The sequence below is a fragment of the Armatimonadota bacterium genome (assembly GCA_016223145.1).
Classification (GTDB): domain Bacteria; phylum Armatimonadota; class Fimbriimonadia; order Fimbriimonadales; family Fimbriimonadaceae; genus Nitrosymbiomonas.
The window spans coordinates 65,604-81,472 of sequence record JACRPN010000006.1 but is presented as its reverse complement, the minus strand read 5'-3'; the positions used below and the strand labels follow the sequence as shown (position 1 = coordinate 81,472).

Below are 15,869 nucleotides of genomic sequence, written 5' to 3'. Positions count from 1 at the left end.
CTAAGGGAAATGGACCGGGAAAGGGAGACCCCCTATTCCTCCGCCATGCGGCGCTCCGCTTCCTTTAGGTCTTCGAGGGCCGAGGTCTTGTCCATGCGGAGCCGGTCCATCACCCATTGCTCGCCGAGCGCCAATGTAAAGGTCCAGTCGCCTTTGCGCGTCTTGGCGCCGCAGATCATCAGCCTGTGGCTCCCGTCCTCAAAGAACCAGTACTTCGCCGTCTTCCCTTCCAGCGGCGCCGCCTCCACGCTTGAGAACAGCTCCTTATAGACAGAAACGGCTGCATCCACGTCGGTGCGATTACGGCCGGCCCGCGTCGCCACGGCAGCGATCACTTGATCGTTGGAAACGATTAGCCCATAGCCGTCGCCACCTTTTGCCCAGCCTGCCGCGCGCAGGCCCTTTTCGCTTACAAGTGGCTCCGGGAGCTCCCGAATGTCATAGGCCTTCGTGGGCCGCTCAAAAAGCCGTAGGGCCTCTTCAACCGAGTCGTTGACCGAAAACCGCGCCTGATCGTTCGAGAGATACAGCCCGCTCTTCGTGCGAAGCCCGCCATCCGGCGCTTCGGACACGGAAGCCACAGGCTTTGGAGCCGACGGAGACGCCGCAGGCTTCTCGCCGCCACAACCGGCGGCCACCCCGGCCAGAAGTGCAACCCAGAGAGCGAGCCTCATGATCTCAGTCTACCAAGCTGCCGTTTATCGGGCCGCCTCAATCGCGATCTGATAGGCGAGCCGCGCGGTATCGACAAGCCCCTGGATCGAGATGCACTCCTCGTGTGTGTGGATCTTCTCCATACCCGTCGCCACCACGATGCAGGGCACGCCTTTGGTGTTGTAGACGTTTGCGTCGCTCCCTCCCAGGGTCGTTCGAAGCGCCGGCTCAAAGCCGAGAGCCCTGCTCGCGGCTTGGGCAACCTGGACCACCTTCTGATCCTCAGCGACGTGATAGGAGTCGTAATGCCGCTCGTGGTCGATCTTGACCTCCGCACCCCACTTCTCGGCGGCTTCGGTGAACCTGGCGATCATGTGGTCCACCTGCTGGTCCAGCTCCGCGACGCTCGTGCTGCGGGCCTCGGCCCGGAGCGAGACCGAAGGGCAGACCACATTCACGGCGGTGCCGCCGTGAACGATGCCGATGTTGGCGGTGGTCTCTGGGCCAATCCTCCCAAGGCGCATGCCATGGATGGCGTCGGACATCACCTGAATCGCGTTGAGGCCGTTTTCCGGGTCCTTGCCCGCGTGCGCCGGCTTGCCGACGATTGTGATGTCCAGCTTGTCGTGTGTGGCCGTACGAGTCACGAATGAGCCGACCGGCGGGCCGGTGTCAAAAACGTAGCCGAAGTCGAGATTCAGGGACTGGATGTCGAGGGCCGCTGCCCCCTTGAGCCCGATCTCCTCGGCACAAGAGAGCAGAAGCAGGATGTCGCCGTGCGGCACTCCCGACTCCATCAGGCAACGCACCGCCTCGATGATCGGCGCCATCCCCCCCTTGTCGTCCGCGCCCAGAATCGTGTCCGACTCGCTGAACAGAACGCCGTCCTTCTCACCGATGACAAGGCCCTCGGTGGGTTCAACAGTGTCGAAATGTGCGGAGAAGAAGATCCTCGGCGCGCGGGGAACATTGCCCTTCAGCGTGGCGATCAAGTTGTTGGCGTTGCCCCCAATCTTCGCCCCGGCGTCGTCCTCCTTAACCTCGAGTCCGATGCCTTCCAGAAGCCTCTGGACGTGCTGCACGACGTCGCGCTCAGCCAAAGCCGGGGAGTTGATGCTGCAGAGTTCCCTAAAGAGGCCGACAAGCCGCGATTCCTGAATCATCGCTGCATTCTATCTGTTGCGGGGGCCAGGGCACTTCCCATAGCGCATTCACGCCTTCAAATGGTCTACCTCCCCACTCCGAGGGGGGAGGTCGTTGAGCGCTATCGAACCGGACGAGGGGGACGCGCTCAGCTTGGCGGAGCTGCAATCTCGCCAAACTGAGGGGCTCTGTGGAGCGATCCCTCGCTCAGCGGCTCTTCAAATTACCCCTTGACCACCTCGCCGGAACCCATCACCGTTCTGCGAACCTTGGGGTTCCCAAAGTAAGTCACATTGCCGCTACCCGCGATCGTGGCATTCAGCTTCTCCGAGGCGCTCACCTTGACGTCACCCGAACCGGTGATCGAAATATCTCCTACTCTGGCCTTGAGCCCCGCCAAGTCCACGCTGCCGGAACCCGCGATGGACGCAGACACGTTGTCCGCTCCGCCAGCCGCCCGTACGTCGCCCGAGCCCGAAATCGATACAAAGAACGTCTTGCTCTTGATCCCCCGGATGCTGGAGTCTCCGGAGCCCGAGATATCGAGCCCGTTGAGCTCAGGGACGGTGATCTTGGCCTTGATGCCAAGACGCGTGGAGGTCGAACCTTTGGTTGAGATCACGAGCGTCTCACCCACCAACTCGGTCGTCACGTGGCTCAAAAGGTTGTCGTCCGCCGTGATCTCGACGGACTGCGCCTTGCCAACGGTGACATCGCAGTCCGTGGCGCCTTTCACTGCGATATGCGTGAACTTGCCGACCTTTCGCGCTTCGGTTTTGGCCTTGCCCGAGCCGTGCACCACCTGGCCGTGGCCCTCGATTGCCTCGACGACGGCGCATCCCGCAAGGGGCGCCACAACCGCCGCAATGAATAGTGCCTTGATCATCTGACTTCCTCCTGTTGGCGGCATGCCGCCTATGCACAAGAGGATACGCGATGTCGGCGGGATTCCGGTTTCACGAGCGGGAAGAAGGGGACGTAGGTCCCGAATCGAGGCCGCAGCGGACCCGCAGCGCGGGGTCCCGTCCTACACCATCGGAGCCCTGCCCGGGGGACCAGCTAGCGCGTCGCCTCCTCCGAAGAGTCCTGAGACCGTCGCTTCCTGATCGCTTCTGCCAACAGATACTCGATTTGCCCGTTCATGCTTCTGAGCTCTGAATCGGCAAGCCGCCGAAGCTCTTCCCAGAGCTTCGGGTCGATGCGGATCAAGAGGGGCTTCTTTTCGGCCATGGGAGTGGTGAGAAGGTGCTCAGGTGCTCAGGTGCTCAGGTGCTCAGGTTTTCAGGTGGTCAGGTTGTCAGGGGTCGAGGGTTCAAGAGGTTAGGGACGAGCGAGGGACCAGATCCGGCGAAACTTGCCTCCCCAATCCCCCCATGCCTATCCCTTGTCCTCTATCCCCTATTCCCTATCCTCCCTGCCTACGAATAGAGAGTCCCCGTATTGAGCACAGGCGTCGCCGCGTGCTCGCTGCACAGGACCACCATCAGGTTCGAGATCATCGCAGCCTTGCGCTCGTCGTCGAGATGGATCACGCCTTCGTCCTCCATGCGCTTGAGCGCCAATTCCACCATCCCGACAGCGCCATCCACGATCTTCTGCCTTGCGGCAATCACCGCGGCCGCCTGCTGCCGGCGCAGCATCGCCCCTGCGATCTCCGGAGCATAGGCCAGGTGAGACAGACGCGCTTCGAGCACAGTCACTCCGGCTCGCGAGACGCGCTCCTGAATCTCCGTCAGCAGGTGCTGGGAGACCTCATCGGCGTTGCGGCGAAGCGAGACCGAGTCGTCCTCGGCGTCATAGGGGTACGCGCTCGCGTTGTGCCTCAGCGCCGTTTCGCTCTGCAGGGCCACGTATTGGTCGTAATTATCAACCTCAAAACTGGCGGCATAGGTGTCGGTGACTTGCCAGACGATGATGACGGCGATCTCCACGGGGTTTCCGGCCAGGTCGTTGACCTTGAGCTTCTCGCCGTTCAGCGTCCTCGCCCGAAGCGAGATCTTGCGCCGAAGCATCAGCGGAATGACCCAGTGGAATCCAGCATTCTTGACCGTTCCTTTGTAGCTGCCGAACAGCAGCAAGACCTTGCTCCCGTTGGGCTCCACGATGAAGAAGCCGCCGGACAGAAGGCCCGCCAACAGCCAGACGGAGATAAAGGCCACCACCTGCCCGGCCCCCAGGGTTCCAGCATTGTCTTGTGCGGCTAGCCACGGGATCCCTGCGATGCCCGCAGCGTACATCAGGATCGTTACGAACAGCATCAGCCATCCGTTGGTTGCACGCACTTCACGTTCGAGTTGCATTTCCTTAAAACACTCCTTGCAATCACAATGATATCACAATGCTATCTCGGCTTGAAGAGGTCTGGGACCTTTGTACCGCTCTCAATCTGGAGGATTCTCGCAACGCCGTACCCAGATGGGCCCGCGAGAGTCGTATAGTACAGGGACTCTATGGCCGCACTACTCGCCCTTGCCGCTTTCGCTGCCTTCCAGGGAACCTCGGCTCCTATCGAAGTTCCCTTCCGCATCGGATCGGACGCCATCATTGTCGACGCGACGGTCAACGGCCGAAAGCTCTCGCTGATGTTCGATACCGGCTTTGGCGGCGCCATCGTGCACTCAGCCGGAATCAACCTGGGAAAGGCGACCGGAAAGATGACCCTGCGCGACTTCGTTGGGGAGTTCGAGGCGGAGACCACCGACATCAAGAGCTTCAGGCTCGGCAGCGTGGAGATCGACCCCAAGGGGATGGTCGCGGTCAAGGACAACGCGGAAGGCGACTATTCGCAGTCCTACAACACCCACTGCGACGGCATCTTGGGCTTCCAGGCCCTCACGAAGTACGTGCTCGAGATCAACATGGAGAAGAGCCGCTTTGTGCTCCATCCCAAGTCGTTCGACTTCACCACGAGGGTCCCGGACAACAAGCGGACCTTCCTGGCAAAGCTCCTGCCCACCGGCCACAACGCAATGGAAATGGAGGTTTCGACCAGCGACGGCAAGAAGATGACGATGGCTCTGGATACGGGCAACGCGTTCTACGCGACCACGCATCGGGACGTGTTGGAGCGAATCGGCGCCTGGCAAGTGGGGGCAAAGCCCAAATTCATGAAGGCCTCGTTCGTGGCGTCAGGCGAGGTTGCGAGCTGGTCCAAGCGGCTCAAGAACATGGTGGTGTTCGGCGTTCCTGTGCCTGATGGATGCTGGGACATCATCGACGCTCCCTCGGGTTCTGCCGAATCGGATGGAACGATCGGCTTTGGGTTCCTCAAGAACTTCAACGTCCTTGTGGACTACGAACGTCGGCGCGTTTGGCTGGAGAATTTCAACGGGAAGGTAGGAAGCGAGGACCCCGGTGAGATTGGAATCTATGCCGCCAACGACCCGAACACCAAACGCGCGATTGTCGTCTTCGTCGCGCCGGAGAGCCCTGCTGCCCGAGCCGGGATCAAGGTGCGCGACGCCATCTTGAGCATCGACGGGATCGACGAACTGAACGTGGGGCACCGAGCCCTTCAGAAGCTCCTAGAGGGCGCCGTCGGCAGCACCGTCAAGCTGGTCCTTTCACGAAACGGCAACCTGATGCGCCTGGACCTGAAACGCGAGCTCTTGGTGAACGACTAAGGGCGGTGGTGAGAAGGCTCGGAAGGCCCAACGGGCCGACCTCATTGAGCGAAGGGCAACGCCCTGGAACCTGGCCCCTTTGCGACCCGAGCCCTGAAGGGGCGACACACCGGCCCGTGAGACACACCCAAAGGCCGCCCGATGTCACCGCCGCGAGGCAAACACTCCCATCACCGCATCGAGCATCGCCTCCGTGAGCTTGCCCGTGAACGTATTCTGCTGGCTGGGGTGGTAGCTTGCCAGCACCGGAGATCCATCCGACAGGACAGCCGAAGCACCGTGCCCGAATAAGGGCGCCCGGCCGCTCCCTAGATGCCGCCAGACCTCCTGAAACGCCACAGTACCCAGACAGAGCACACCATTCCACCTCCGGAGCCTCAACACGGGCAACAGGTGGCGCTCGCAAGCCGCAATCTCTGCCCGCTCGGGCTTGTTGCCGGGCGGGGCGCACCGCGCCACGGCCGTGATGAGGACCCCATTCAGGATCAAGCCATCGTCGGGCCGTTCATAGGTCGCCTGGTTGGCGAGCCCAGCGCGAAAGAGCGCCCGAAAGAGCCATTCTCCGCTTCGGTCGCCGGTGAACATGCGGCCGGTCCGGTTGGAGCCATGCGCCCCCGGGGCGAGGCCCACGATCAAGAGCGTCGCGCCCGGATCACCGAAGCTGGGTACGGGCTTGGACCAGTAGACTTCGTGTTCATAGGCCTTGCGTTTGAGTCTGCCGACCTCCTCTCGCCATCCCGTGAGCCGAGGGCAGAGCCTGCAGGAGGACAGACCTACCTCGCACTCCAGCACCGGCCCGCCTCCATTGCCTCCCATCATGCCTAGGCCCTTGTTCTCCTTCTCTCTCATCTGCTTCTCGACGATCTATGGGTACGCTTATCCTTTAGCCTCACCTTAGCTTTGCTGCAGGAAAAATACCCTTCCAATGCCGATCTACGAGTATGAACCTGTCGGACACGAATGCCTTATCTGCGAAGGGCGGATCGAGGTGCTGCAGACCTTGGAGGATAAGCCGTTTGAGTATTGTCCCTATTGTGGGCTCCAGGTGCGACGCTTAATTAGCAGAGCGAGCATCGCCGTCTCCAAGCGGCAAACCCCGGACCAAGCGGCGAAAAAGGGGTTCTCGACCTTTCGAAAGGTCTCAAAGGGAACATGGGAAAAGGTGGCGGGTCCAGACAATCCCGACCCGGGCGGGGCCGACATCGGCAACCCGAGCGATGAGGATGAGTAAGGTCTTGACCTTGGTTGAAGCGCGGACGTTCTGTCCCCATCCCGGTCCGCGAACAGCCCTGTTCGCGTGTCCAGCCTGAAATCTGCAGGGGCGATACCTGGGGCAACCCAAGCAGAGCTCGAGCTGCCCAACACCGACTCGGCCTTTTTGAGCCGTATCCCGAGATCGTGTGCCATCTCATGACACAGGGTAGGCGCTCACTTCGGGCAGTGCACTAGTCGTCCATCAATGGGGGGGCCTACGGGCATTAGGGGGCGTTGCCGCAGCCATTCATTCGCATGCCATTTCACGAAAAATCACTTGCGAGTTACCAAAACGCCTGTTATAATGGCCTGTACCGTCTGCTTGACGCTGGGATCGATCTGTTTTGTCCCATTGGCCAATCCGCTCGACTCCAGGCCCGAAGGGTTCGGGGCAAGTCTGTCGGGGCTCCAAGATGGGATGGAGCGGTGAGGAACGATGAGTAAGACGCTATATGTAGGGAATCTGCCCTACTCGGCCACCGAGGCCGATATGTTCGATCATTTCAAGAACTTCAAGCCCGTGACCGCGCGAATCGTGGAGGGCAGGGGTTTTGGCTTCATCGAAGTCGAAGACGACCAGATGGATGCGGCCATCGAGGCGATGCACCAATCGGAAATGGGGGGCCGAAAGCTCAACGTTAACGAGGCGAGGCCAAAGCCGGACCGTCGCGAAGGCGGCTTCGGCGGTGGTGGCGGAGGCAGAGATCGGGGCGGCTACGGAGGCGACCGTGGGGGTTACGGTGGCGGACGTGGCGGCGGCGGAGGCCGGGACCGCGGCGGACGCGACTGGTAGCGCCTGCTTCTCGACTTCAGATGGGAGAGGATCGATCTTCCGGGCCCTTCGACTTGCGTCCATCTCCTGGATTGTGTCCATGGCTGCGCCAGCGTGCCGTCGAGGAAAGCGCTATAATAATGGGCCTGCCTTCGTGGTGAAATTGGTAAACACGCTAGATTCAGGTTCTAGTGCTCGCAAGGGCTTGGGAGTTCGAGTCTCCCCGAAGGCACCATCCCCCCAAGCCTAACGCGCCCGGCCTGTGCTAACTTTCAGCGATGCCCCGGTCCCTAGTGTTTGGCAACGGCTCCTTGTTCGTCGCCCTCGACAGCCGTCACCGAATCCGCGAATTGACCTACCCGTACGTCGGGCTCTACAACCACCTCGCAGGCCGAGCCGTGAGAATGGGGATCTGGGTGGATGGAGCATTCACGTGGTGTGATGAAGGAGGCTGGGAGGTGCATCAGTCCCCTCAATTCGCCGACGGGTCATCACAGACCACTCTGCGAAACCCGCACCAAGGGATCGAGCTTCTGGTTCGGGAACGGATTCATGCCGACGAGCCCGCCTTCTTTCGAGACATCGTCGTCACGAGCCACCGCGCCGACGAATGCAAGACCAGGGTCTTCTTCCACCATCCCCTGCAACTGAACGAGTCTGATATCGCCGAAACCGCTGTGCTCGATCCTGTCCTAGGCGGCATGGTGCACTACAAGGGCCCGACCTTCATTGGCTTCTGCGTTGACTCGGGGCCAAGCGAAGTGGCGGTAGGCATCACGGGCTATGGGGAGCAGCCCGGGACCGCGCCGGACGCCGAGGATGGGGAGCTCTCGAACCGGACGATCGAGCAAGGTTCCATCGACTCCTGCATGAGTGTCGAACTTCGCCTTGCCCCAGGAGAAGGCCGGACCATCTGCTGCTCGATCCTCTGTGCGAGCACGATCACGGGCCTTCATGAGCTCAAAGAGCGCCTTGACCGCGAGGCCGGCGCCTTGGCATCTGTCGAGACAGATGTAGCCCAGGCGTCTCGCCTGGGTTCCTTAGGGTCGGAGATCGGAAATGCAGAGCCTCAACACGGCAATAAATGCCAGTCACTCCCGGGTGCTCCTGAGCCCCGCTCCCTTCTGACCCCCAGCCGGGTGGTCATCGAGAGCCACCTCTCGTCAAACGGCGCCTTGATGGCGGCGCTGGACTCGGACATCATGTCTGAAAACCGCGCCCATTACGCGAACTTCTGGCCCAGAGACGGCGCGCTCACCCTGGAAGCGTTTCTTCGGTTCAAAGAGGCGGGCTTTGGACGGCGGATGCTCCAGTTCTGCAGAGGTCTGATCAACTCCCGAGTCTGGCCCCACCCCTTCTTCTTTCAAAAGTACCGTCCCGATGGCACGCTCGGGGCTTCGTGGCACCCATGGGTCCGAAACGGCAGCCCCGAACTGCCGCTCCAGGAGGATGAGTCCGCCCTCATCCTGCACGCGATGGGCGCACAGGTGGCGGCGTTCGGCTGGGAAGGGCTGGAGGGGCTTTGGCAGGAGCTTGCCGTGCCATTGGCCGACTTCCTGGTCGCCTATCGCGATCCCCAGTCGGGCCTTCCCTTGCCCAGCCACGATCTTTGGGAGGAGCGGCGCGGCGTTCATGCCTTCACGGTGGCGTCGGCCGTGGCGGGCTTGCGCGCCGCTTCAGAGCTGGCTGCTTCCCTCGGAGACAGCCGGTCGGAACACTACGGCGCAATTGCCGAAGAGGTCCGCTCGGCTTGCTTGAGCAGGTTCGTTCATGCGGGGGAGGGTTTTGTCGTGAGAAACCTCTCACAGGATAGGGACGGCGCCTGGCACGAGGACCTGACACCCGATTCCTCGATGCTCCACGTTGTTCTTTTAGGGCTTTTGAGCCCGGACGACCCGCTCGCCGGCAGCCTTGTAGACCGTCTTGAAGCGGGGCTTTGGGTGGATGGCCCGATCGGTGGTATGGCCCGCTATCGCGACGACTACTACTGCCGAGTCTCGCATGGCGTACCAGGAAACCCCTGGATTATCTGCACCCTCTGGCTCGCCCAGGCGCTTTGGAAGCTGAACAGGACGCCGCAGGACCGCACACGGGCCGTCGAGGTCTTCGAGTGGGCGCTGGCGAGGCGCGGCCAAACAGGCTATTTGCCTGAACAGGTGCACCCGTTCACCGGCGAGCACTTGAGCGTCAGCCCACTGGTCTGGTCCCACGGCGAGTTCATCGTGACGGCCAGCGAGTTGGGTCTCGGCGGCGAGTAGCTCGTGAGTTCTCTTCTGAAAACCGTCCGACGTATCTCCTGCTCTCCGCCGGCACTTAGGTGGTTCACCTTCCATCACCCTCATTCATCCTCACGCATCCTCATTCACCCTCACCCATCCCCAGCCACCCTGGCCTCATCACAGCGGCCGGCCAAGCCTCGCCTGTAAACTGCGCCCATGGACTTCCGCCGCAGGATGCGCCCGCTGCCCCTCTCCCACGTCAAGATCACGGACCGGTTTTGGGGCGCCAGACAGCGCGCGCTAATCGGCCAAGGGCTCGAGCATCAGTATCAGCAACTGGTCATGACAGGCAGGATCGAGAACTTCCGAAAAGCGAAGCGAAAGGAGCACGGCACCTTCGAAGGCTATCGGTTCAACGACAGCGACGCCTATAAGTGGCTTGAAGCCTGTGCCTATGCGCTTGCGGTGGACCCGAACGCCCGCATCAGGGAGCGGATCGACGAGGTTGTCCAGCTCATCGAGGAGGCTCAAGAGCCGGACGGGTATCTGAACACCTATGTCCAGGTTAACCATCCCGAGGGCAAATGGCGAAACCTGAACTCCATGCACGAAATGTACTGCGGCGGGCACCTGATCGAGGGCGGGGTGGCCATGCTCCATGCGACGGGTGACCGCAGGCTCTTGGAGATCGGCATACGTTTCGCCGACCACGTCGCCTCGATCTTCGGGCCAGGCAAGCGCAAAGGCTATTGCGGACACGAGGAGATCGAGTTGGCCCTGATCAAGCTCGCCGACGCCACCGGCAACGAAAGCTACCGCGATCTGTCGGAGTGGATGGTCCTTCAGCGCGGGACCCGGCCCTCGCCCTTCGAAGAGGAGCTCTCTGATCCGGTGAGCAACGCCTTGGCGCCGTTCGCCAAGGGTCTGCTTTGCAAGGACGAGGTCTACACCGGCGAGTATCTCCAGGACCACGTCCCGGTCGAGGAGCAGAGCGACGTGGTGGGCCACGCGGTGCGCGCCATGTACCTCTACATCGCCGCAGCGGAGTTCGCCGAAAAGCGGCCCAAGATCGCAGAGGCGATGCAGCGCGCATGGGCGAACCTGACCCAGCGCCGAATGTACTTGACCGGAGGCATCGGCCCGAGCGGCGACAACGAAGGCTTCACGTTCGATTTCGACCTCCCCAACCGGTCGGCCTACGCCGAAACCTGCGCGGCCATCGGCTTAGTCTTCTGGGGTCGCAAGCTCCTGGAGTTCACGGGCAACGGCGAGGTCGCCGACACTGTCGAACGGGCCCTCTACAACGGAACGATGAGCGGCATCTCGCTCGACGCGACCCGCTACTTCTACACGAACCCGCTCGAAAGTCGGGGCGAGCACCAGCGAGTCCCCTGGTTTGCCTGCGCATGCTGCCCGCCCAACATCGCGCGCATGGTGCTCTCGGTCGCAGACAGCATCCTCTCGGTGGGGACCCAGGCCGGCAGCCCCGAGATTTGGCTCCACATCCCAGCCGGGCTCGAAGCCGATCTTGGGGCCATCATCCCTGGCGCGCGGCTGGTGGTCGAATCGGGCTATCCGTGGTCCGGAAGAGTGGTCGTCAGCGTCGAAAGCCAGGAGGCGCTCGACCTGACGCTGAGAGTGCGGATGCCGGATTGGTGCAGCAACTGCACGGTGGACCAGCCCGACGGCGAGCCGGAATCCACGTTTCTGGAGGGCTACCTGGTCCTGACGCGCACCTGGCGGACCGGGGACCAAGTCGCTTTCAGCTTCGAAATGGCCCCCAAGTGGGTCGGATCAGACCCAAGGGTGCTGGACAACTTCGGGCGGGCTGCCCTCACCCATGGCCCCCTGGTCTACTGTCTCGAGGACAAGGACTTTGGATATGCCCCACAGGCCTTCCAGCCTGATCTTTCGGCCGAGCCGGTGTTCGCTTACGAGCCTGATTTCCTGGACGGCGTCGGGACCCTTCAAGTCGAGGGCCAGACCCTGACCCAGGTGGCTTCAGGCGAGCTCTACGGGGACTTTGAACCTCCGACCGCTGTCCCAACCAGCGCGAGGTTCATCCCCTATTTCGCCTGGTGCAACCGGGGCCCAAATGGCATGGCGGTGTGGTTTGAACCCTCCGCCGTTCCACAAACGGGTCCCGAGTTCTGAACGGATGGCTCTTTTTTGCGTCCTTCCTTCGTAGTCAGAGTGAGTCTATGAGCCTGTCCCCCGTAAGAGAAGCCGTTGAACCAGCATCGAACGGCGCCCCAAGCCTGCCTCACATCGACCTGGAGGAGGTCAAGCCCGATCCGGCTGCCGTCAGTTTGGCTCCAGGGGACTTCGCGCTCAAGCACCAGCTCTTGCCGATTCACGAGGAAAACGGCGTGCTGGTGGTCGCGATCGGGACCCTGGCCGCGCTTCAAGCTGTCGACGATCTTGGGATTCTGCTCGGACGCCACGTCCGAGCGGTGATGGCCAGCCCGCAGATGCTTCGCGAGAAGATCGAAGAGCGGTTCCTCGAAGGCATGCTTGAGACCCTCCCAGGCGAAGAGTCGCTGCCCGCCGAGATCGACGACACCACTGACCTCGCCGACCTGCAGAAGATGGCGGGCGAAACCGCCGTCGTCCAGATGGTCAACGTCATCTTTGCGCAAGCGGTACGCGACGGGGCCAGCGACATCCACATCGAACCCTATGAGAGAGAAGTCAAGGTGCGGTACCGCGTCGATGGCATGCTCCGCGACGTAATGAAACCGCCCAAGCGGATGCACGCCGCGCTGGTATCGCGTATCAAGATTCTTGGCGAGCTCAATATTGCTGAGCGCCGTCTGCCGCAAGACGGCCGCATCAAGATCCAGATCGCCGGGCGCACGATCGACATCCGATGCTCCATCGTCCCAACGGTTTTTGGCGAGCGCGTGGTCATGCGTATCCTCGACAAAACCACGGCCATGATCGGCCTCGAGGAGCTCGGAATGCTCCCCGACATGCTGGACAGGTACCGAAGGCTGATCTCCATGCCCTACGGAATCATCCTCTCCACCGGTCCCACGGGTTCGGGTAAATCCACGACCCTGTACGCGTCGCTTCAAGAGATCTGGACCCCGACCAAAAACATCCTCACTATCGAGGACCCGGTCGAATACCAGGTGTCGGGCATCGGGCAGATTCAGGTTCGTGCCAACATCGGGCTCAGCTTTGCCAACGGCCTGCGCAGCATCGTCCGCCAAGACCCTGACGTGATCATGGTCGGTGAAATCCGAGACCTTGAGACCGCCGAGATTGCGGTCCATGCTTCTCTCACTGGCCACTTGGTTTTTAGCACCTTGCACACGAACGATGCTCCTGGCGCGATTCCCCGGTTGGAGGATATGGGAGTTGAGCCCTACCTCGTGGCTTCTTCCCTGCTCGGCGTGCTCGCCCAGCGGCTGGTGCGCCGCAATTGCCCGAACTGTGCCGCCCCGAGCGAAGAGAACGCCGATGCCCTGCGCTCGATCGGGATTTCGGCGGAAGAGGCGAAGACCGCTTCCTTCAGGCGCGGAGTCGGGTGCGACAAGTGCCAGGGCACGGGCTTCAAAGGCAGGCAGGGCGTGTTTGAGCTGCTCTTGGTCGACGAGCAGATAAGGCACCTTACCGTCGAAAGGGCGTCCTCCTCAGTGATGCGCGACTACGCGATCAAGAACCAAGGCATGAGAACCCTGCTTGGTGACGGAAAGCTCGCCGTGATGAACGGGCGCACGACGGTCGAAGAGGTGCTGCGCGTCTGCCAGCGGGAAGAGCTGTGACATTGTGCTCGGCGGAGAGAAAGCTAGTCGTGATGATCAGTGTGCGGCGAGACTTGAGGGCGAGGTTGTGTAGGGCGGTGTTTGTAGGGTGAGCAGCTTTGCCTATGTGGCCCTCGAACCTTCAGGAAAGAGGCGCAGCGGGCACGTCGAAGCGGCCGACCGCGATGCGGCCATCGCGCTTCTGGCCTCTGAAGGCCGGTATGTCGTCGACATCAAAGAAGAGGCCGCTGTTCAGCAGTCGGCGATCGCCACTGTTCGTGGCAAGGCAAGCCGATCGGACCTCGCGCTGTTCACGCGGCGCTTGGCAGACCTCTCAGGGGCAGGCTTGCCGCTCGACCGCGTGCTTCAGGTGATTTCCGAGCAATCGGAGAGCCCCCAGCTCTCAACGATCTCTCTGGAGGCCCTGGAAGATGTCCGTGGGGGCCTGCCAGTCTCGAGCGCTCTTGCAAAGCATCCCAGGCTTTTCCAGCCGGTGTATACAGAAACGTTGCGCGCCGGTGAAGCCTCGGGCCAGTTTCCACAAGTCGCATCCAGGCTTGCAGACTTCCAGGAGCGCGAGGTCGAAAGGCGTAGCCAAGTGGTTTCGGCGATGATCTATCCCGCAGTATTGACCTTCACCGCCGTCGCCGTCATCGGATTCTTGTTTGGATTTGTGCTCCCTAAGCTCTCGGGCGTCTTCAAGGACCTGGGCTCCAATCTGCCGACTTCCACCAAAATCCTGCTGGCGACCACCGACTTCCTATCTCAGAACGTGCTCCTTATTGGGGGCGTGCTCGTGGGTTCGATTCTTGGATATCGGGGCTGGATCGCCACCGAAGCCGGAGCTCTTCAGCGCGACACCCTGTTGCTGAAGCTGCCCTCCGCCGGCAAGGTCATCGCGAAAGCCGTGGTCTCACGTTTTGCCCGGGTCCTGGGAACGCTGCTCTACGGTGGTGTGCCGATCCTGGAGTCGCTGCGGCTGGCCGGGCTCGCTTCTGGAAACAAGGCCATGGTCCGGGCTTCGGAATCGGTTGCCGACGACGTTCGCGATGGCCGCGCGATCAACCAGGCCATGAAGGACGCCGGTTCCTTTCCACCGGTATTGACCCACATGGTGGCGATCGGCGAAGAGACCGGCGACCTGCCGACGATGCTCGGCCGCGTGGCAGACAGCCTTGACTTTGAAGTGGACACGGGCATGAGGCGATTGACCGCCATGTTCGAGCCCGTCATCGTCGTGGTCATGGGAACCATCGTCGGCTTCGTCGTGCTCTCTGTGCTGCTGCCCATCTTCCAGGCGCAGAGCCTGATCAAATAGCATGCCGAAGGTCCCGCTTGCCATTCCTCGGAACCCCTCAGAAATGCGAACATTGTGCCTTGAGACTCGTTATTGCAGATTGGAACTGATCGGTGAACCCTTCATGAGAACTCGAACTCAAACAACTCGGAAGCGAAGAGGCTTTACGCTTATTGAACTTCTCGTCGTCATCTTGATCCTTGCTGTTCTCGCAGCGATGATTGTGCCGCAGTATTTTGCGCGCATCGACGATGCCAAGAGAGCCAAAGCCGCCGACGATCTGGCCACGATGAGCAAGCTGATCCAGACCTATCGCATGGACACCGGCCAATATCCGGGCAGCGATGAGGGGCTCCAGGCCCTTCTTTCAGACCCGGGCAACGTCAACGGATGGAAAGGACCCTATGTTCAGGGGGATATCCCTCTCGATCCTTGGGGCAACGAATACCTGTATTCCACCAGCGGAGACGACGGTTTCATTGTGATGTCCTACGGCGCGGACAACGCCGAGGGCGGTGAAGGACACAACGAGGACATCGTGCATGGAACTGGGTAACTCCCAGCCCCACCGATCCGCCTTTGCGCGTCGCCAGCGCGGCTTCACCTTTATCGAAATGGGTGCGATCATTGTGATCGTCGTCCTCGGTGCGATGACTGCGGTGGCGAGCATTGCGGCAGCCCAGCGAGGCGAGGAGCTCAGGGCATTCAAAGCCGACGTCAAGCGATTGGCACTGCTCGGCCGCGAACAAGCCGTAAGCTCAGGCACAACCGTGACGCTCGCCATCTCCTCCTCGGAGAGCGGCCTGGAGCTTCGTCAAAGCCAGGTCGGCGCGGAAGGCGAGGAATCCGTTTCCAGGCTGAACCAGATCCAGCTTCCCGAGGGAGTAAGCCAGCGCAACTTCCAGATTCAGGGCGAGACCGTGGATTCCAACCTGTGGGCGGTCCGTTTCTTTGCCGACGGGACCTGCGATCAAGCCGCGATCGAGTTCTGGGACGGCGAGGACCAGCCATTCTCCGCGACATTTGACCCCAAAACGGGCAGGGCCAAGGTCACCGACGGCCAGATTCAGATCGAACAAGAAGACAAGTGGCAAGCCGGTGAACTTGAAATTCGGGGCCAGAACGGAGGCACTCCTTGACCTTGGGAGTTCGCTCCAG

The 15,869-nt window shown here is 61.5% G+C and carries 15 protein-coding genes and 1 tRNA gene; 10 read left to right on the top strand and 6 right to left on the bottom strand.

The window, feature by feature from the left end:
• Positions 1 to 32: 32 nt before the first annotated feature.
• From HZC36_04575 to HZC36_04555, 5 genes are all read right to left on the bottom strand, one after another.
• Positions 33 to 674, bottom strand: coding sequence for a hypothetical protein (locus HZC36_04575; protein ID MBI5706245.1), 642 nt, complete (start codon positions 672 to 674; stop codon positions 33 to 35).
• Between the two features lie 24 nt (positions 675 to 698).
• Positions 699 to 1,817: a M20/M25/M40 family metallo-hydrolase gene (locus HZC36_04570; protein MBI5706244.1), complete on the bottom strand. Its 1,119-nt coding sequence runs from the start codon at positions 1,815 to 1,817 to the stop codon at positions 699 to 701.
• 203 nt (positions 1,818 to 2,020) lie between these two features.
• Complete coding sequence (locus HZC36_04565; GenBank protein ID MBI5706243.1) at positions 2,021 to 2,683, bottom strand: DUF2807 domain-containing protein; 663 nt, start codon at positions 2,681 to 2,683, stop codon at positions 2,021 to 2,023.
• Positions 2,684 to 2,856: 173 nt separating this feature from the next.
• The gene (locus tag HZC36_04560) at positions 2,857 to 3,027 is read right to left on the bottom strand and encodes an Arc family DNA binding domain-containing protein (GenBank protein ID MBI5706242.1); all 171 of its coding nucleotides are present in this window, start codon (positions 3,025 to 3,027) and stop codon (positions 2,857 to 2,859) included.
• Between the two features lie 188 nt (positions 3,028 to 3,215).
• A complete protein-coding gene (locus tag HZC36_04555) occupies positions 3,216 to 4,097 on the bottom strand; it encodes an SPFH domain-containing protein (GenBank protein ID MBI5706241.1) in 882 nt (293 codons plus the stop codon).
• A 150-nt stretch (positions 4,098 to 4,247) separates the two neighbouring features.
• On the opposite strand from HZC36_04555, the gene HZC36_04550 reads away from it, so the two are divergent.
• Positions 4,248 to 5,420: a PDZ domain-containing protein gene (locus HZC36_04550; GenBank protein ID MBI5706240.1), complete on the top strand. Its 1,173-nt coding sequence runs from the start codon at positions 4,248 to 4,250 to the stop codon at positions 5,418 to 5,420.
• A gap of 144 nt (positions 5,421 to 5,564) precedes the next feature.
• Here HZC36_04550 and HZC36_04545 read toward each other — a convergent pair whose 3' ends face one another.
• Positions 5,565 to 6,236, bottom strand: coding sequence for a uracil-DNA glycosylase (locus tag HZC36_04545; protein ID MBI5706239.1), 672 nt, complete (start codon positions 6,234 to 6,236; stop codon positions 5,565 to 5,567).
• Between the two features lie 109 nt (positions 6,237 to 6,345).
• Here HZC36_04545 and HZC36_04540 point away from each other — a divergent pair, with 109 nt between their 5' ends.
• From HZC36_04540 to HZC36_04500, 9 genes are all read left to right on the top strand, one after another.
• A complete protein-coding gene (locus HZC36_04540; GenBank protein ID MBI5706238.1) occupies positions 6,346 to 6,651 on the top strand; it encodes a hypothetical protein in 306 nt (101 codons plus the stop codon).
• A 459-nt stretch (positions 6,652 to 7,110) separates the two neighbouring features.
• Positions 7,111 to 7,467: an RNA-binding protein gene (locus HZC36_04535; protein MBI5706237.1), complete on the top strand. Its 357-nt coding sequence runs from the start codon at positions 7,111 to 7,113 to the stop codon at positions 7,465 to 7,467.
• A 127-nt stretch (positions 7,468 to 7,594) separates the two neighbouring features.
• A tRNA-Leu gene (locus tag HZC36_04530) sits at positions 7,595 to 7,681 on the top strand.
• Between the two features lie 43 nt (positions 7,682 to 7,724).
• On the top strand, positions 7,725 to 9,704 hold the full coding sequence (locus HZC36_04525; GenBank protein MBI5706236.1) for a glycoside hydrolase family 15 protein: 1,980 nt from the start codon (positions 7,725 to 7,727) through the stop codon (positions 9,702 to 9,704).
• A gap of 177 nt (positions 9,705 to 9,881) precedes the next feature.
• On the top strand, positions 9,882 to 11,819 hold the full coding sequence (locus HZC36_04520; protein ID MBI5706235.1) for a glycoside hydrolase family 127 protein: 1,938 nt from the start codon (positions 9,882 to 9,884) through the stop codon (positions 11,817 to 11,819).
• 47 nt (positions 11,820 to 11,866) lie between these two features.
• Positions 11,867 to 13,435, top strand: coding sequence for a type II secretion system ATPase GspE (gene gspE, locus HZC36_04515; GenBank protein ID MBI5706234.1), 1,569 nt, complete (start codon positions 11,867 to 11,869; stop codon positions 13,433 to 13,435).
• Positions 13,436 to 13,523: 88 nt separating this feature from the next.
• Positions 13,524 to 14,732: a type II secretion system F family protein gene (locus tag HZC36_04510; GenBank protein ID MBI5706233.1), complete on the top strand. Its 1,209-nt coding sequence runs from the start codon at positions 13,524 to 13,526 to the stop codon at positions 14,730 to 14,732.
• Positions 14,733 to 14,835: 103 nt separating this feature from the next.
• Positions 14,836 to 15,267 carry a type II secretion system major pseudopilin GspG gene (gspG, locus tag HZC36_04505; GenBank protein MBI5706232.1) on the top strand — a complete coding sequence of 144 codons (432 nt, stop codon included), beginning with the start codon at positions 14,836 to 14,838 and terminating at the stop codon, positions 15,265 to 15,267.
• Positions 15,254 to 15,850 carry a hypothetical protein gene (locus tag HZC36_04500; protein ID MBI5706231.1) on the top strand — a complete coding sequence of 199 codons (597 nt, stop codon included), beginning with the start codon at positions 15,254 to 15,256 and terminating at the stop codon, positions 15,848 to 15,850. The genes gspG and HZC36_04500 overlap by 14 nt, the downstream gene beginning before the upstream one ends.
• Positions 15,851 to 15,869: the final 19 nt, after the last annotated feature.